This is a genomic window from Mesorhizobium sp. RCAM 06353, from assembly GCF_059683585.1.
In genome coordinates, this window is the sequence record NZ_CM185031.1 from 4,350,377 (window position 1) to 4,367,610 (window position 17,234).

Genomic DNA, 17,234 nt, shown 5'->3' on the forward strand with positions numbered 1-17,234 from the left:
CCACTCTGCCGGCATGGTTCGGCATCTTTTCAATGCTATGTCCCTGCACGTTGTCGGGGCAATCGGCGTGTTCCTGTTTGGCAGGCGCCGCCGTTTGCAATGTCGAAATGCGCCCCGTGCTCAGTCAGGACGGAATACGAGGCAAAATACTGATCGCAATCAACGAGATGAAGAGGCGACGCGGATTACGACTGTGATTTCACTTTGTGCGCAACGGACCGGGAAAATATAAGTGACGTCAATAACAATAACTGGACGCCGATTTTAGTTTAGGATTATGTTCGATTCCTTCAAGATGGAGGGGACTTATGATAAGCCGTCGAAATCTGGTAACTGGTCTAGCGTACGCAAGTATCCTCGGCGCGCCGACGCTCGACATGCTGATCGCGCGCGCAGCGGCGGATGAAATGCGAACACGCAAGAATATAGATACGCTGACGTCGCAGGAGGTTGCCGACTATGCGCATGCCATTTCAATCCTGAAAAAGCGCAGCGAGGTCGATCCGAACGATCAAGCCGGCTACGACTATCAGGCTGCCCTTCACAATGCAGATCGTACACATCCCGACGGAACGATCGGGTCTTGCGAACATGGGAGCGAGGAATTCCTTCCCTGGCACCGCATCCATCTGCTGCTGTTTGAGAACCTGCTGCGCGCCGCTGACCCGCCGCGCACGTCGAATATCACTCTCCCCTATTGGAATTGGCATGAAGCGGCCTCGGGCGAGAGATTTCCGGCCGCGTTTGAGGATGCCGCTTCACCGTTGTTTCATGCCGGCCGCTGGGGCAAAGACGCCGGACCGGCGCAGTGGGATGCAGCGGACATTGGCCTTGCCATCAAGGAGGACGATTGGAACCTCTTCGCCGGAGACGCGAAGCCAAAGCCCAGTTACGGCTACCTCGAGGACCACGCTCACAACGAAATGCATCCACTGATCGGGCCCACCATGGGCGACCCTTCAACTGCGGCAGAAGACCCGATCTTCTGGTCGTTTCATACGTTTATCGACTTGATCTGGGCACGCTGGCAGCGGCTAAACACACAGACGGCCCAGAAAGGTGCGGCAACCGTGTGGGTCGAACCTGAGAGCCGCACCGTCGATCAGATGATCGTCAAGACGAGTGCTTTAGGCTACCAATATGATTTTAACTTTGACGGCGATGGTGACGCCGAAATAAAGGTGGCGGGAGGAAGAAACAACATTCCCTTGTCCGTGGAACGCGTGGACGACAGGGTGATGACTGTGAAGCTGCCGACTACGGCAAAGACGGGTGCAAGGCGGTTGCTAAAACTGGTCGCCGTGACCCCATCGCCTGACTTTAGTTTTGAAATCCTTGTCTTTGTGCATCCATCCGGGTTTGACCCTCTGGCGGGAAGCCCGTCCTCGGCCCGCGATGGCTTTCTTATCGACCGGCTCGTCATCTGGAGGGGACGCTCCGGACACACGCACCATGGCGGTTCAAACGCGTACGTCGATCTCGGCAAGGCCAATGGTCGCGATCTCCTGGCGGGTTGGCAGATAACGATAGCAACGTCAGCACTCCCTTTGGCACCGCCAGCGGAGAGCATCACCCTCATGGAAGCGGCCAACAAGAGCCTCGCCCCGATCTCAAGCCTCATCCAGGCGCTTGAGGTCGAGGAGCGCTAAATGGCTTCCCGCAACCCCGTTTTCGAACTCCATATACGGCCCATGTTCCGGGTGATCGATTGGGCACATATGCTGCCCAAAAAAATCGGAATGGAGCCGATCGATCTCTGGAACTATGACTTCGTCAGCAATCACGCGAAGGAGATCTTCGACGAACTGACGAGCGCCATACCGATGCCCACGCGCATGACAGGGGGACCGTGGCCGGAGGAATGGATAGCCGTTTTCGAAAGATGGCGGATCGAAGGCTGCAGGAGGCTGACGCTGGCCACCGGGTCCAACTACAAGCTGCGACTGATAGGATCGAGCCTGACGCTCAGTTGCAGTGCGACACTCGAGGATGTGTCGTCGCGAGCATGGTTTGATTTTGGCGACCCCGTCATCGAAACGCGGTCTTATCGCCTTGTAGTTGAGCCGCTGCCCGATGGGCAAACCGGAACGGCCTTTCCCACCACGATCAAAGAGTTGATACTGTCCACGACCATCAATTCGGTGGTTGTGGAGGATGCGGCCGGTTCTCACGTCGTGGTGCGCACATAGATGTCTAGAGCCAGCAAATTCATGCGTCTACGGTCGCTGGGGTGCCTGGTTCTCCTGAGCATAGCAACACCAGTTGGCGCCCACCCCTCCGCCTTCGCCCCTACTTATCAGGCTGATGGGACCCTGACCGTGCCGACGGGTTTCGAGACTTGGGTCTTCGTCGGGTCTAACTTTGGCCTGTCCTACGAGAATCATCTCGCCGACATGACCTCGCTCGAGGCCGAGCGGGCCGTGAAAGCCTTGTTCCACAATGTCTACCTCGATCCCGATTCTTACAAAACCTTTGTCGAAACGGGCGAATTTTCAGACTGAGAAAGCTCCCGCCTCCCGGTGGAGGCAGCCTGCAATGACACACGGTGTCGATATGAGCCTGAGTGGCAACCACGGCGGCAGCGGCCAAGGGTGCAATCCGCAGCAGGGCTTCTTCAACGACCGCCGATCTCGGGCGAAAGAAGGCAATCAGAACGCTGGCGCGTGCGTTGAGCACCACAACGGCCAAGCATAGGTAGAAGGGATAATCGATCATTCGCGCCTCCATCGGAAGCGGAGCGACAGCTATCCCTAGGTACGGTACAACAGCAGCCAGTCCGCTCCCGGCCCAGTTTCGGTCATTCGAGAATGGGAGCTTCCGACCAATTTCAGTCATCCCGATCGCAGGCCAGTATGGTCGATCCTGGGGGCATATGATTGGATCGACGTGATACTGCGCTACGCCGGTGGATCACCGATTCATCTCGCAACGACCAGAACTTGAAAAATCCATCCGGATGTTGCTCGGAAGCCATCTGAGGTCTCCACGATCTATGGGTCCGCGCCGGCGACCGCCGGCGGTCCAACGACAGAACGGCGTATAAACCGCAGTCCTGCGCGCGTCCGCAACAGCGGACGATTGTCGCGGGTAGGACGGAGGAAATTCGCCTCTGCCGCGGGCGGTAACGGGACAGCCGTAGGAGCGTCAGCATAGCGCCGGCCGCAGGACGGGACGCGGGACCGACTGTCCCCGTCCGCGGAAGTCCGCATGCGGCACCAGGGATAGAAGCCGCCCGGCCGAGACCGGATGCGGGCTCGGTTTGCGATAGCCCGGCCGCCGATCGGCGACGATGTCACTGGTTGCGGGCCTTTGCCAAGGCTTCTTTGGCACGGCGCCGCATCGCGCATGCGCAATTCGGAAAGAGCGCGACCACGCGCCGGACGGGGATGGCCAGGCGCTCAATCCTCGTTACTCCTGCTGAAGCTACGGTGACGTGGTCTCGCACCCTGGCCGGCGCTTGCTGTGGCTACATAGATTATCTGTCACATGATCGCAGTAATTCAACGGCAGATTGCGTTTCGTCTTTAGCGACAATATGGTCGCTTTGCTGAAACACATGTCGCGAGGGGTCGAGAATGTATTTCCATTTGCGTTCTGTCGTTTCAGCCATTGCTGGTGTCACAACAGCTGCGTTCCTTGTCTCGGCAATGGCGATGGCTCAGGAAACGCCGGTGTCCGCGGTGCAGGGCGCTGACCACAGATCGCCCGTTGCAGGTGGCGGGGTTTTGACCGTGTCGGGCGTGGTGACAGAGCTGTTCGGCGACGGTTTCTTCCTTCAGTCCACGGCGCCGGACAACGATCCGGCCACCTCGGAGGGCCTCTACGTCTTCTTGCGCAACGTCGCGGCCTTCCCAGTTCATGACGTCGGGAGCCTCGTCACGGTGACGGGCCGCCCTGTCGAATTCCAGCCCTTCACCGAAGGCTTTCCGCCCAACCGCACCGTGGTCACCTGCGGGACGATTGAAACGTCGACCATCCCAAACGAAGACCGAAGGTCTTACCTCACGATTACCGAACTTACCAATGTCACGGCGATGACCGTAAACGGCACCGCTGCCATTCCCGCGCCAGTGCCGCTCATGCCGCCGGGGGCAACAGCCTCCATCGCTTTTGCTGACATTCCGAACACGCCGTTCGATCCGGCAAATCATCCCCGTGATTACTTTGAATCCCTCGAGGGGATGCGCGTCAGCATCGATGACGCGTTGGCCGTGTCCGCGCGGGACAACAAGATCGTCTATGTCGCTGCACGCGCGAACCTGCAGACAGGCGAACTGACCGTCGATGGACTGCCTATCAGTATCCCTGGCCACATCTTTCCGGAAATTACGCGGGTACGCTTGCCGGCGACCCAACCAACGATCGTCGTCGATCCTGGCACGCTCCTTGGCGACCTCACGGGCGTCGTTACCTACGAGAATGGCGAGTACATGGTGGCGCTCGACCAGGTGATCGATCCGGTATCCCTGACGCAGCCTGCCGCGCCCGAAGCGCCGCCCGCCCCGGTGCAGGGTTTGCGCATCGCAACGTTCAATGCCGAGCATCTCGATGCGAATGACCCGCCGTCGCGCTTCGCTCGCATTGCTGAGCAGATCGTGGGATCGCTCGGCGCGCCGGATATCCTTGCCCTGCAAGAAGTCCAGGACGACGATGGTGTTGATGTCACGATGACGGTCACCGCGGGTGCCACCCTCGCGAAGCTAATTGCCGCGATCGGGGCCGCCAATGGCCCTGCTTACGAGATAGTTGCTCTCGATCCACTGGTGCCCAATGCCGACGGTGGTCAGCCTGGTGGCAACATCCGCAACGTCTATCTCGCCAAGAGCGGGGCGGGCGTTGCGGTAGGGGCGGTTGAGCGGCTGTTCGACACGGACGACCGGTGCAAGGAGGGTGTAAATCCCTTCTATCAGTCGAGAAAGCCGCTGCTGGCGACACTCACAGTGAACGGGACGCCTTACGTTCTGCTAAATGTCCACCTGAGCTCAAAGGTCGGGGACCAGGGGCTCTACTCGAAAGCGGAAGATCCCGTGCCGCACTCGTCGGCAGGGCGACGCGCGCAGGCGGAAGCCATCGTCGCTGAGTTGGAGTCACGTTTTGGCACGAACCCGCCCCGGATTATTATTCTCGGCGACTTCAACGATGTCACAGAGGCCGCCACGCTTGCTCCCTTCGAGGCGGGCAGCCTTGGCCTTACTATGCTCCCGGACAGCCGGGGCGAGAATTTCACCTTCTCGTCGCAGTTCCATGGCCTGCGGGAGGCTATCGACCACATAGTCGTGGGCGGTAGCCTGTCGTCGACCGACGTCACCTCGATCACCTACCTGAACCTCAATGCCGACTTCCGTGACCAAACGAGCGACCACAATCCGGTCGTCTTGACGCTCAACTAACCGCCCGTGTTTGATGGCGGTTTTGTGTGCTTCTGCCTGATCGTCACGCTCATTCAGTCGCGTCCATCGTGAGTCGCTTTGATGCACGGCACACCACAATATTTTTGTTATCCCACATCTCAAGTTTCCTCGACCGTAAGCGCTGTCCCGTTGGCACCTTTCGCGCGTTGTCGTGAGCGACGATGCTCGGGGCCTTTGAGGGCTTCGACACATGACGATTTCAGAACTTACGCTTAAGTCCAGGGACGAGGAGCCGGTTCGACGGCTTGAGATATTCACGGGTTCTGGACGGCGGCGCGAATGGTTGCCGGAGGAGAAAGCGCGGATCGTGGCGGAAAGCTACGATGCTGGCGAGACGGTGAGCGCGGTGGCTCGGCGACATGCATTGTCCCCGCAGCAGCTGTTCGCCTGGCGCCGGTCCGCGCGGGTGCCGTTGGCGAATGCGCCGGCACCGGAGCCGTTGTTTGTTCCAGCGGTGGTCGCGGCACAGGAGCCCGAACCGGCGGGGAAGCGCGCGAGATCGACACGGCAGCGGAAGGCCGCGCGAGAAACCGGCGTGATAGAGCTGGAGATTGACGGCGTCGCCATGCGGGTCGGTCGTGGCGCCGACGCCAGGACGGTGGCGGCGGTGATCCGTGCGCTGAAGGCGCCGTCGTGATCGGGCCGACGGGTGTGGTCAAGGTGATGGTCGCGACGAAGCCGGTGGACTTCCGCAAGGGGGCCGAAGGCCTGGCGGCGCTGGTGCGCGAGACGATGGGCGCCGATCCGTTCTCTGGCGCGGTCTACGTCTTCAGGGCCAAGCGCGCCGACCGGGTCAAGCTGGTGTACTTCGACGGCACCGGCGTGTGCCTGCTGGCGAAGCGTCTGGAGGACGGGAAGTTCTGCTGGCCTGCCATCACCGATGGCGTGGTGAGGTTGTCGGCGGCGCAATTGCAGGCGCTCCTGGAAGGGTTGGATTGGCGGCGCGTGCATGACGCCCGCGAGACGCGCGCGCCGGTCGCGGCAAGTTGATTCCATGGGAGGCTAGAGGCGCTCGCAAAGCATTGGAATGCATGATTGAATCGGCCTTGTGAGCAACCCGGCCGAGCCTCAGACCAACGATCCGATCGCGCTTCAGGCGATGCTCGCGGCGGAGCGCGCCGAGAACGAGCGGCTGCGCCAGATCATCAAGGAACTGCAGCGCCACCGCTTCGGCCGCAGGGCAGAGAGCCTGCCGGTCGACCAGCTGCTGCTGGGCCTGGAAGAGGCCGAGCAGATCGAGGCTGAAGGCTTCGCCGCGGAGGACACCGCCGATACTGCCAAGCGCGAGGCTCGCGCCAGGAAGCGCCGCGCCAACCGTGGATCACTGCCCGCGCATCTGCCGCGTATCGAGCAGATCATCGACATTCCCGACAAGATCTGCCCGTGCTGCAAGGGAATGCTGCATGTCATGGGCGAGGATCGCTCCGAGCGCCTCGACATCGTGCCGGCCCAATTCCGCGTCATCGTCACGCGCCGACCGAAATACGCCTGCCGGAGCTGCGAGGAGGTCGTGGTGCAGGCACCGGCTCCGCCACGGCTTGTCGAGGGCGGCATCCCGACTGAGGCGACCGTCGCCCATGTGCTGGTCTCCAAGTACGCCGACCATCTTCCCCTGTATCGCCAGGCGCAAATCTACGCCCGCCAAGGCGTGAACCTGGATCGCTCGACGCTTGCCGATTGGGTCGGCAAGGCGGCTTTCCTGCTCCGCCCCATCCACGAGCGGTTGTTCGAGCGGCTGAAGGCCTCCGGGAAGCTCTTCGCCGACGAGACCACGGCGCCGGTGCTCGATCCCGGGCGCGGCCGCACCAAGACGGGCCAGCTGTTCGCTTATGCTCGCGACGATCGCCCCTGGGGCGGGATCGCTCCACCTGGCGTCGCCTATCTCTATGCACCCGACCGCAAGGCCGAACAGCCACTGCGGCACCTTCAGGGCTTCGTCGGAATCCTGCAAGTCGACGGCTACGCCGGATACCGGGCGTTGGCCGAGCGCAATGCCGTGAGCCTGGCGTTCTGCTGGGCGCATGTCCGTCGACGCTTCTACGAACTGGCCCAGTCCGGGCCCGCGCCGATCGCCACGGAGGCGCTCCAGCGCATCGCCGAGCTCTACAAGATCGAGAACGAGATACGGGGACGCTCGCCCGAAGAGCGGCGCACCGCGCGCCAGGAGAGAAGCCGCCCCATCATCGATACCCTCCAGCCATGGCTGCGCGAGAAGCTCGCCCTGGTCAGCCAGAAGAGCAAGCTCGCTGAAGCAATCCGCTACCCGCTCTCGCGTTGGGCCGGACTTGGTCGCTTCCTCGACGACGGCCGCGTCGAGATCGACTCCAACGTCGTCGAACGCTCGATCAGGCCAATCGCCCTCAATCGGAAGAATGCGCTCTTCGCCGGTTCCGACGGCGGTGGCGAGCACTGGGCGACCATCGCCTCGCTCGTAGAAACCGCGAAACTCAACGGCGTCGACCCGTACGCCTACCTCGCCGACGTCATCACCCGCATCGTCGCAGGCCATCCGCAAAGCCAGCTCGACGACCTGCTGCCCTGGGCCTATGCCCCCGCGCCACTCAAGGCCGTGGCCTGAGAACAGCGGTTACCCTCGACCGGATATAGCACCGCTTTTTCCGATTTTGACGTAGGCCGGTCCAATCCTCACAGCTCGCCAGTTTCGCAGCGTCCCAACAGAGATGCTGCCACGGTAGCGCTCCGAGACTTCCTCAGCCGTCAGATATTTCATCGGGGCCTCCAGATGTTCGCCGGCGGCAGCGCTGCTGGTGGTATCCCAACCATTGCCTGTGAGCAGGCTCGTGCACGCTTCCGAACCGTTGATCATGCAGTTGCACGGTTATGACGTAAGCGCTGTCCCGTTGGCACCTTTCGCGCGTTGTCGTGAGCGACGATGCTCGGGGCCTTTGAGGGCTTCGACACATGACGATTTCAGAACTTACGCTTAAGTCCAGGGACGAGGAGCCGGTTCGACGGCTTGAGATATTCACGGGTTCTGGACGGCGGCGCGAATGGTTGCCGGAGGAGAAAGCGCGGATCGTGGCGGAAAGCTACGATGCTGGCGAGACGGTGAGCGCGGTGGCTCGGCGACATGCATTGTCCCCGCAGCAGCTGTTCGCCTGGCGCCGGTCCGCGCGGGTGCCGTTGGCGAATGCGCCGGCACCGGAGCCGTTGTTTGTTCCAGCGGTGGTCGCGGCACAGGAGCCCGAACCGGCGGGGAAGCGCGCGAGATCGACACGGCAGCGGAAGGCCGCGCGAGAAACCGGCGTGATAGAGCTGGAGATTGACGGCGTCGCCATGCGGGTCGGTCGTGGCGCCGACGCCAGGACGGTGGCGGCGGTGATCCGTGCGCTGAAGGCGCCGTCGTGATCGGGCCGACGGGTGTGGTCAAGGTGATGGTCGCGACGAAGCCGGTGGACTTCCGCAAGGGGGCCGAAGGCCTGGCGGCGCTGGTGCGCGAGACGATGGGCGCCGATCCGTTCTCTGGCGCGGTCTACGTCTTCAGGGCCAAGCGCGCCGACCGGGTCAAGCTGGTGTACTTCGACGGCACCGGCGTGTGCCTGCTGGCGAAGCGTCTGGAGGACGGGAAGTTCTGCTGGCCTGCCATCACCGATGGCGTGGTGAGGTTGTCGGCGGCGCAATTGCAGGCGCTCCTGGAAGGGTTGGATTGGCGGCGCGTGCATGACGCCCGCGAGACGCGCGCGCCGGTCGCGGCAAGTTGATTCCATGGGAGGCTAGAGGCGCTCGCAAAGCATTGGAATGCATGATTGAATCGGCCTTGTGAGCAACCCGGCCGAGCCTCAGACCAACGATCCGATCGCGCTTCAGGCGATGCTCGCGGCGGAGCGCGCCGAGAACGAGCGGCTGCGCCAGATCATCAAGGAACTGCAGCGCCACCGCTTCGGCCGCAGGGCAGAGAGCCTGCCGGTCGACCAGCTGCTGCTGGGCCTGGAAGAGGCCGAGCAGATCGAGGCTGAAGGCTTCGCCGCGGAGGACACCGCCGATACTGCCAAGCGCGAGGCTCGCGCCAGGAAGCGCCGCGCCAACCGTGGATCACTGCCCGCGCATCTGCCGCGTATCGAGCAGATCATCGACATTCCCGACAAGATCTGCCCGTGCTGCAAGGGAATGCTGCATGTCATGGGCGAGGATCGCTCCGAGCGCCTCGACATCGTGCCGGCCCAATTCCGCGTCATCGTCACGCGCCGACCGAAATACGCCTGCCGGAGCTGCGAGGAGGTCGTGGTGCAGGCACCGGCTCCGCCACGGCTTGTCGAGGGCGGCATCCCGACTGAGGCGACCGTCGCCCATGTGCTGGTCTCCAAGTACGCCGACCATCTTCCCCTGTATCGCCAGGCGCAAATCTACGCCCGCCAAGGCGTGAACCTGGATCGCTCGACGCTTGCCGATTGGGTCGGCAAGGCGGCTTTCCTGCTCCGCCCCATCCACGAGCGGTTGTTCGAGCGGCTGAAGGCCTCCGGGAAGCTCTTCGCCGACGAGACCACGGCGCCGGTGCTCGATCCCGGGCGCGGCCGCACCAAGACGGGCCAGCTGTTCGCTTATGCTCGCGACGATCGCCCCTGGGGCGGGATCGCTCCACCTGGCGTCGCCTATCTCTATGCACCCGACCGCAAGGCCGAACAGCCACTGCGGCACCTTCAGGGCTTCGTCGGAATCCTGCAAGTCGACGGCTACGCCGGATACCGGGCGTTGGCCGAGCGCAATGCCGTGAGCCTGGCGTTCTGCTGGGCGCATGTCCGTCGACGCTTCTACGAACTGGCCCAGTCCGGGCCCGCGCCGATCGCCACGGAGGCGCTCCAGCGCATCGCCGAGCTCTACAAGATCGAGAACGAGATACGGGGACGCTCGCCCGAAGAGCGGCGCACCGCGCGCCAGGAGAGAAGCCGCCCCATCATCGATACCCTCCAGCCATGGCTGCGCGAGAAGCTCGCCCTGGTCAGCCAGAAGAGCAAGCTCGCTGAAGCAATCCGCTACCCGCTCTCGCGTTGGGCCGGACTTGGTCGCTTCCTCGACGACGGCCGCGTCGAGATCGACTCCAACGTCGTCGAACGCTCGATCAGGCCAATCGCCCTCAATCGGAAGAATGCGCTCTTCGCCGGTTCCGACGGCGGTGGCGAGCACTGGGCGACCATCGCCTCGCTCGTAGAAACCGCGAAACTCAACGGCGTCGACCCGTACGCCTACCTCGCCGACGTCATCACCCGCATCGTCGCAGGCCATCCGCAAAGCCAGCTCGACGACCTGCTGCCCTGGGCCTATGCCCCCGCGCCACTCAAGGCCGTGGCCTGAGAACAGCGGTTACGTTATGACTGACGTCTGTGCACGGGAATGCAAGGCTCGGAGGAGGGGAGTAGTGACAACGGATATCGCGGGATAGAAATCGGATGGCCTGCCGACCACACCCAGCTCCAGAACTAGGCCTCGGCACCGGAGTGCTCTCTACCTTGTTCCCAGCGCGGCATGCTGCCATCCAGCTTTGCCGGATTATCGTCGATCCCCGCGATCAAGATGTCGAGTCTGGTTCGACATCGTCTGCATCTTGACCCTTGCGCGGCAGGGTACGCCACAGGGATGGGTTTTCGCTGCCCATATACGCCGTTAGACGACTCAGGAACTTGTGCTGCGTCGTCACAACCCCAATCGGCAAAGTTTCACGGGCATCCACCGGGACGTGGATTAGCACCATTGCGGCAGCCTTCCCGGCGACGAGAATTTCGAGACTTGACGCTGTTCGGGACGGTGCGTGCTCGGCAAACTCAAACAAACGGTTGAATCGTTTGACGGTTGTGCTCACTGCTACTTTTGGAACGACCAGCGTAGCGCCTTGCGCGCGTGGAATATCAGGCAAGCGAAGCGTACGTCGGAGTAAGCTCAACGCCTCGGCTAGGTCGCTGGTCATGCCCCAAGTCCCGCCGGCTGGCCGAAGCCATTTCAGTTCGGGCTTGACACTATTGGGCTCCAACTTTTCTAGATGGGCGACCAACTCCCGCACGTTGGTGTCCAGATAGATCGCGCCAGCAATCCAGGTCGTTGCGCTGTCAGAGAACGAGGGTCGGTGCGCAATCCACCGCTCGTAATCAAACGCTTGGCTCTCGTCGAAATACTCACGCAAAGAAACGGCGGCAAGCCGTTCGAAATCGGTGAGACTGGTCGCGAGAGCTTTTGGCTGGTCGAGCTGGCCATATGTTGATGAAAGTTCTTGAATAAGGTTGCGGTAGTGAGCCGGCGCATCAGCGAATCCATCGAACTCAAGCCGGAGTTTGCCGCCCCGCTTTTGAAGAACCTTTCGTGCCCCAATGATCACAGAACCGTACCTGTCCGGCTCTAGGCTGGCAATGGAATGGATGCTGACCTTATCAGGATCAGGTACGCGGCGAGTTCTTGTTACATAGTCCCTGAAGTTCGCCTCAAAAGCTGCACGAGCGTGATCGGCGGGAGACTTTTCGGCGTCAACATCGGGTTGGACATCAACCAAATTCCGAAACGGTCTTTGTCGTGGCCGTGGAACGAGCGTTCGGCCAACTAGGTCAAGCCAGATATTTTCTGTCCAAGCCTCGACCTCTACAAGTCTAGGCTCCTCGTCCGCACTTGATCTGAAAAGCTCGGCTGCCGTTTTCGAAAGACGAAGTTCCTCCCCCTCGGCTACTGCAAGCTCTTTGGACAGCAGGTCCTCGATGACACGCTCTGTCTCCGACCTTGTGAACCCAAAGAAATCTCCAACTCTGGCCAGGGTGAGTTGCCCGCAGACCCGAAGCAGGCGAAGCACGAACTCATCAACGACCGGTAGAGGACGGTCGCGAGTCACATTTGCGCGGATGTAGAAGCTACGGCAAGGAACTCGAAAGCCGATTGTATCGATCGTGACGACGTCCTGCTGCTCGTTCATCGACCAAACAACTCCACCGTCTTAATCATCTTAGCCTTGCCGTCCTTACGTTCCCGAGCGCGGATCCAATCAAGCGTAGACCGGATTGGGTGCCCGATGTCGAACCGGTCCCAAAACGTTGCCGATCCCACGATCAACAATCTCTCTTTCGCACGGGAGAAAGCGACATTTGCGCGATTCGGAATTGAGACGTGCCCGCCTCGCCGACCACTATTTGTGCGTGATAGTGATACCAGGACGATCGTGTTCTCTTTGCCTTGGTACGAATCGACCGTTTCGACCTTGATTAGCCGCCGAAAGCCATTCTCCCAAGGCCTCGCGGCGATGGCCATTTCAACTGCTTCCCGTTGGGCCCCATACATACAAATGACCCCAATGGGCTTTTCCTCTTCGACTATCTTGAGGGCAGCCACGAATGATGCATCGGCGGCAATCACATCTAGGGCCGAAACAATGGCATCGACTTCTGCAGCGTTTGCGTGGCTTTCGCGCTCGTCTGGATCCTCCTTTGCTCGAGGATCGCCGGAAGTGTCGAGCCAGGCAATTTGGATATCAAAAGGCTTCGGTAGTGATTGGTCGAAGTAAAGGTTTGGCTCACGTTTCTCAGACGTGCGAAGCGCGACGCCGTGAGGAGAGTAGAAGGTATCGGCTACCAGATCACATATTGCGGGGTTCATCCGGTACTGTTCGCTCAGAACTCGACGATTTCCCTCTCCGTACGTTGATGCGAACGCGCGTTCAAAATCGCTGCGAGCAAGTTCATCGGAGGAGATGATTGGAAAAGCGTTTCCGAGTTGCTCCATCATTTCCCTGTCGATCATAGGCAACAGTTGCAAATGGTCGCCTACGAGGAGCACCCGACGACCGAGTTGCGCTGCGACAGCAAGTTCTCCAGCCGTACATCGCGCTGCTTCGTCAATGATGACCCAATCAAATGAGCGTGAGTCAATCTTGAGCGAGGTTTGGCCGACACCCACACATGTCCCTGCAATAATACTGCGGGTTTTGACCAAGAACTCGTCAAAATTCCGATAGCTCGTGGCAAGTGCGGCGAGCCAATCCTGAGATAGATTCAAAATATTGAGTAGAACCTGAATGTCTGCGGGCGAACTTTTCTCTGTAGTAGCCAGCTCCTTGTAAGCAGACGCGACTTCACTGAGGTGGTTTTTAGCATCAACAGAGTAACCAAAAAACTGCTTGCCAGCGGCTTCAAAGGATCTACCCGCTGAGTGAATCATTCGCTCGAGGCGTCTGCTTTCCTCAGTATCTGTGGAGCTGCTAGGCATCGATTCTAGGAAACTCAAGCGTCGAGAGATAGCTCCAATCTGTCGCTCGATATCGACGCCACCGTAAGCGGTATTGCGTGATATGCCCGCTCCTCTCGCCGCAACCGAAACACGATGTTTCATTGCCCCTTCAAACGACGCTCGGAAACGTTCTCGCAATGATGCAGTGTGGTAAGGACGGATTTTTTCGCTAATCCCCTTCGTCCCTATTCGAAGTAAAGGGAGCTTGTGTTTTTCAGTATCGAACCGATTGATGAGCGTTTCGAGCGCTGCATTCACAGCCTCGTGGGATTGACTAACCAAGAGTATTTTGTCCGCGCCACCCTTGGTGGTTAACCAGTGCGTCAAGGCCGCGATGAAGTGGGTTTTGCCGGTGCCCGGAGGGCCTTGAACCAACCCTACCGGTCCGTGCTTGAGAACGTGGACGATTGCGTCACGTTGACCTTCATTCAGACCATATTGGGTCAGGTCATCACTATCGATTACGTCACCATAGTCGATCGTACGCTTGGTTGCGGCCGGATCAAAGTATTCCACTAGGTCGGGTATCTGGCTTGAGCCACTGAGTATCCGATCGATTGCTCGCTTTCGCTTGTCGAAGGACTGTCTGCTGCGTCGGCTCATTAGCCGTACATGATCCCCCTTGCGAAGTGGCCAATCGGGTTCATTCAGGAGGGTGATGGATTCGTCGGTTAGCGAGGCGACGTGAACGCTTCCAATGGGCTTGCTTTTGCCACCCATGAAAACGTCAACAGTATCAAGCGGGTCAAAATCAAACGTACCCCGTGTCCTCTCACACGGGAACGTCATTGTTCGACCGCGCGCTTCTCCCGGGCCTGTAATCTCCAACTCCGGCAGGAGGCTATCTTCGAGTTCCACCACCCGCTTCCAATATTCCTTCACTGGAAAGGTCTTGTGCGCGCTAATTGAGGAGGGGCCCTTACGAGCGACAGTTGGTCTGGCGCGCGCTGTGCTAATTCCTTCCAGATGACTGACGAGGTTGCCCAACTCGTCGCGGCCATCTCGATTGACCAACAACGTAAGCGGCACAGATACCCCGTTGAATGACGCGTCTTCTAGCGAGCGATGGGTTGGCCGGACGATCGAGCGTACAATGGCACGCTCTTTAGTTTTGGCCGCAATTTCAATCTCAACTTCGTCGGTGGTGAGTACCAAGGAGGTGTCGAACCGCCTTAGTTTCATAAGCCGATTTTCTAAATTGAGCGGAGGAGTTCCAGGGAACGAGATTGCAAATTCAGGGGCCGGTGGCCGCTCCAATTCAAAATGAGCTGCCAGAAGAGCTTCGAGGGCGAACTCTAACGGATCCTCGCCGCCAGAATCGACGACTGCCTGCAGCAATTCAACCGCAGGGCGAGTACTTGGAGCCTCCGCACCCTTCAGCAACTCCAACGCGATAACCGCAGCGGCGTACCGATCTACCTGTTTGTCACCCAAATTGTCGTGACCTTCGGGACAATAGGCGAGGGTTCTCTTCCTCCCGTTGCCAACAGGCGAGAGGTCAAAGAGGTCTACGATTGTTAATGTCGTACTGCCACCGCGACCGATCAAGATATTCTGCGGGGAGAGGTCACCATGCGCATAACCAAGCGCATGAAGAGACTGAATTGAGCGCAGGAGCTGCGTTGCCAGCGACACCGACTCTCGCCTGGTAATGTCACTCAAGCGTCCCAACGGTTCCCCGTCCACCCGTTTATAAACGACGTACGGGCCAGCGACGTGAAGGCCGACTGCTTCGAAAACCGGGAAACCGTCGACCGGGCTGGCCTTCATTCGAGAAGCGCCTTCAAGGAGGCGTAACAGCGCCAAATCTGTCTCAAGGGTGGCACCCCGACGAATGCCAAGCCAGATCTTGACGAAGACACTCTCAGTTGTGTTTTGGAGCGATTCGTAGATGTGCACGGCGCCAGAGGTTATCGTCGTCAACGGCACCCAGCGTGCATACGGATTCTCAGAAGTTTCGAATGCGTCGAGGCGGGATGCGTCGAGGGATGACGACTTAATTTCTGTTCGGCGGAGGCCGAAATCGTCTGCCATCGCCCTCGCCGTGGCATACCGATCCTTGGGATCGATCGCCAGAGCAACGGCAAGCCATTCCGAGAGCCACTCGGCATGTCTCGCTAAGGCCTCGGGTTTGCACGTGCCCAAGAGTTCCTTGATGACGATGCCGAGCTGATAAACGTCTCGCCGAAAGCCGCTTTCAAACAATGTAGAGTCCAGATCTTCCGGAATGTCGTCACCGTAGCCTCTAAGTGTGGACCGCCAATCCCCTATCGACTTGTCGGTTGGTAGTTGGCTCACGCTGAAACCTGTAACGCCCAAGCGTGCGGTCCCCCCTATCCAAACGTTACGAGTACCGATATCGCGGTGAGTGATCTGCCTGTCATGCAACTCAGCAACGATCCGCAAAAGTTCGCCGACGCTATCGAGCGCATCGTCGTCAGATAACGATTCGTGCATTCGCTCGGCAAAGCGAACCACCTGCGTCCAAGTCGCAGGCAGCGCTAAGAGTTCGAAATGACTTGTTCCAACCTCGTCGTCGACAGCTCCCAAGGGGCGCAGCAGTGATGCCCCCTCCGCTAGCCAACTTCCCAATGCGTTCAGATGTTCAAACAGCCGCCGCTCTCGCTCTGCGACGAATTTTCGTTCATCAGGAGAGTTTAGGGCAGGGGGTAACTTCGAAAAATCCCATTGACGTAGCAAGGCCGTCGACCCTGTCCGTTCGATCTCTTCAGCGCGATGCTCCCGCCAAATATGCCGCGGATGCTCGAAGACACTGTCCTCGGTAATCCGATAGCCGGAGAACTCCGCCTCTTGAGATCGAAACGAACGTCGATCTCCGAACACCTCGTCAAATTGGGTTGCGAACTTCCAGATTTCTGGAGCCCGTAGCCCAAGCTGCAACTTCTCAAGGTGCTTCCGGCGAACCTCCGGATTGTCAAGTTCACAAGCCTCAAGCAGCGATAAAACTCGTCGCCCCTCGTTTGGCGGAATGCCGTCGACCGTAGGCGTAGCTGTAAGTACGACGCAAGAATCCACCGACACCGGAATATTGGGCAATTTATTTCGGAGGAGCGTTTTTAGTATCCGGGCTTTATTTCCGACAGATTTCACTGGGTTCGGACGCCGGCTTCCACGGCCGACGACCCAGACACTTCCCTCGTAGCGAATTGCCTTTGTCCAATCCTTGATTTCCACCAGAAGCACGCGGTCGTCCATTAGGATGATGAGATCCATCTCAATCGGTCTGTCGTGTCCTGGAAAGTATTGGAGGCCGGTGTAGAATACCCACTGGGGCGGCATTGCTGCGTCAAGTGCGGTGATTCCCTTTATTTCTCGTGAGTGGATGCCCTCACTAGCGAGATAGCGGATTTCTCGCATTGGCGACTTCGAAATTTTCAGTGAACTTGCAACCGCGATCGCGGCCGACTTGTTGTATCTATTATTCAATCGATTGCCCCCAAGGAGATGACCGAAATATTGCACGACGACACCGAACGGGGAAGATGAGGATTGCCTCTCGAGCACGAGTTATCTTCAGCTAAGATACTCAATGGCAAATCCATCGCGCCCACCGATAGCTCTTTTGGCAATCGTTGAGGGCATGCACGG

12 protein-coding genes and 1 pseudogene are annotated in these 17,234 nt (G+C 59.6%); 10 read left to right on the top strand and 3 right to left on the bottom strand.

The window, feature by feature from the left end; genetic code table 11:
* The first annotated feature begins 377 nt into the window (after positions 1-377).
* The 7 genes from AC56QX_RS20940 to tnpC (AC56QX_RS20970) all read left to right on the top strand — a co-directional run bounded on the left by AC56QX_RS20940 (position 378) and on the right by tnpC (AC56QX_RS20970) (position 7,989).
* Positions 378-1,649, top strand: a complete 1,272-nt coding sequence (locus tag AC56QX_RS20940; protein WP_497110331.1) for a tyrosinase family protein — start codon at positions 378-380, stop codon at positions 1,647-1,649.
* Positions 1,650-2,189 carry a hypothetical protein gene (locus tag AC56QX_RS20945; protein ID WP_497110332.1) on the top strand — a complete coding sequence of 180 codons (540 nt, stop codon included), beginning with the start codon at positions 1,650-1,652 and terminating at the stop codon, positions 2,187-2,189.
* A 129-nt stretch (positions 2,190-2,318) separates the two neighbouring features.
* Complete coding sequence (locus AC56QX_RS20950) at positions 2,319-2,501, top strand: hypothetical protein (RefSeq protein ID WP_497110333.1); 183 nt, start codon at positions 2,319-2,321, stop codon at positions 2,499-2,501.
* Positions 2,502-3,575: 1,074 nt separating this feature from the next.
* Positions 3,576-5,390: a DUF8508 domain-containing protein gene (locus AC56QX_RS20955; protein ID WP_497110335.1), complete on the top strand. Its 1,815-nt coding sequence runs from the start codon at positions 3,576-3,578 to the stop codon at positions 5,388-5,390.
* A 211-nt stretch (positions 5,391-5,601) separates the two neighbouring features.
* Complete coding sequence (gene tnpA / locus AC56QX_RS20960) at positions 5,602-6,048, top strand: IS66-like element accessory protein TnpA (protein WP_095205360.1); 447 nt, start codon at positions 5,602-5,604, stop codon at positions 6,046-6,048.
* Between the two features lie 26 nt (positions 6,049-6,074).
* Positions 6,075-6,401, top strand: a complete 327-nt coding sequence (gene tnpB, locus AC56QX_RS20965; RefSeq protein ID WP_224690299.1) for an IS66 family insertion sequence element accessory protein TnpB — start codon at positions 6,075-6,077, stop codon at positions 6,399-6,401.
* Between the two features lie 109 nt (positions 6,402-6,510).
* Positions 6,511-7,989 (top strand): IS66 family transposase, encoded by a 1,479-nt coding sequence (tnpC, locus tag AC56QX_RS20970; RefSeq protein WP_095205361.1) that lies wholly within the window; start codon positions 6,511-6,513, stop codon positions 7,987-7,989.
* Between the two features lie 14 nt (positions 7,990-8,003).
* Here the strand turns inward: tnpC (AC56QX_RS20970) and AC56QX_RS20975 are convergent.
* Positions 8,004-8,142: pseudogene (locus AC56QX_RS20975) on the bottom strand (DNA-binding protein); the annotation flags it as partial.
* Positions 8,143-8,333: 191 nt separating this feature from the next.
* Between AC56QX_RS20975 and tnpA (AC56QX_RS20980) the strand changes: the two are divergent.
* The 3 genes from tnpA (AC56QX_RS20980) to tnpC (AC56QX_RS20990) all read left to right on the top strand — a co-directional run bounded on the left by tnpA (AC56QX_RS20980) (position 8,334) and on the right by tnpC (AC56QX_RS20990) (position 10,721).
* Positions 8,334-8,780: an IS66-like element accessory protein TnpA gene (gene tnpA, locus AC56QX_RS20980; protein ID WP_095205360.1), complete on the top strand. Its 447-nt coding sequence runs from the start codon at positions 8,334-8,336 to the stop codon at positions 8,778-8,780.
* A 26-nt stretch (positions 8,781-8,806) separates the two neighbouring features.
* Complete coding sequence (gene tnpB, locus AC56QX_RS20985; RefSeq protein WP_224690299.1) at positions 8,807-9,133, top strand: IS66 family insertion sequence element accessory protein TnpB; 327 nt, start codon at positions 8,807-8,809, stop codon at positions 9,131-9,133.
* Positions 9,134-9,242: 109 nt separating this feature from the next.
* The gene (tnpC, locus tag AC56QX_RS20990; protein WP_095205361.1) at positions 9,243-10,721 is read left to right on the top strand and encodes an IS66 family transposase; all 1,479 of its coding nucleotides are present in this window, start codon (positions 9,243-9,245) and stop codon (positions 10,719-10,721) included.
* 214 nt (positions 10,722-10,935) lie between these two features.
* On the opposite strand, the gene AC56QX_RS20995 is transcribed toward tnpC (AC56QX_RS20990), so the two are convergent.
* Both AC56QX_RS20995 and AC56QX_RS21000 read right to left on the bottom strand, forming a co-directional pair.
* Positions 10,936-12,318 (bottom strand): hypothetical protein, encoded by a 1,383-nt coding sequence (locus tag AC56QX_RS20995; RefSeq protein WP_497110336.1) that lies wholly within the window; start codon positions 12,316-12,318, stop codon positions 10,936-10,938.
* Positions 12,315-17,150 (bottom strand): AAA domain-containing protein, encoded by a 4,836-nt coding sequence (locus AC56QX_RS21000; protein WP_497110337.1) that lies wholly within the window; start codon positions 17,148-17,150, stop codon positions 12,315-12,317. The genes AC56QX_RS20995 and AC56QX_RS21000 overlap by 4 nt, the downstream gene beginning before the upstream one ends.
* Positions 17,151-17,234 lie beyond the last annotated feature (84 nt).

What these genes read in the sequence shown, in the direction of transcription:
- AC56QX_RS20940 (WP_497110331.1), top strand. Translation starts at nt 378, where the DNA reads ATGCTGATCGCGCGCGCAGCGGCGGATGAAATGCGAACACGCAAGAAT.
- AC56QX_RS20945 (WP_497110332.1), top strand. Translation starts at nt 1,650, where the DNA reads ATGGCTTCCCGCAACCCCGTTTTCGAACTCCATATACGGCCCATGTTC.
- AC56QX_RS20955 (WP_497110335.1), top strand. Translation starts at nt 3,576, where the DNA reads ATGTATTTCCATTTGCGTTCTGTCGTTTCAGCCATTGCTGGTGTCACA.
- tnpA (WP_095205360.1), top strand. Translation starts at nt 5,602, where the DNA reads ATGACGATTTCAGAACTTACGCTTAAGTCCAGGGACGAGGAGCCGGTT.
- tnpB (WP_224690299.1), top strand. Translation starts at nt 6,075, where the DNA reads ATGGTCGCGACGAAGCCGGTGGACTTCCGCAAGGGGGCCGAAGGCCTG.
- tnpC (WP_095205361.1), top strand. Translation starts at nt 6,511, where the DNA reads ATGCTCGCGGCGGAGCGCGCCGAGAACGAGCGGCTGCGCCAGATCATC.
- tnpA (WP_095205360.1), top strand. Translation starts at nt 8,334, where the DNA reads ATGACGATTTCAGAACTTACGCTTAAGTCCAGGGACGAGGAGCCGGTT.
- tnpB (WP_224690299.1), top strand. Translation starts at nt 8,807, where the DNA reads ATGGTCGCGACGAAGCCGGTGGACTTCCGCAAGGGGGCCGAAGGCCTG.
- tnpC (WP_095205361.1), top strand. Translation starts at nt 9,243, where the DNA reads ATGCTCGCGGCGGAGCGCGCCGAGAACGAGCGGCTGCGCCAGATCATC.
- AC56QX_RS20995 (WP_497110336.1), bottom strand. Translation starts at nt 12,318, where the DNA reads ATGAACGAGCAGCAGGACGTCGTCACGATCGATACAATCGGCTTTCGA.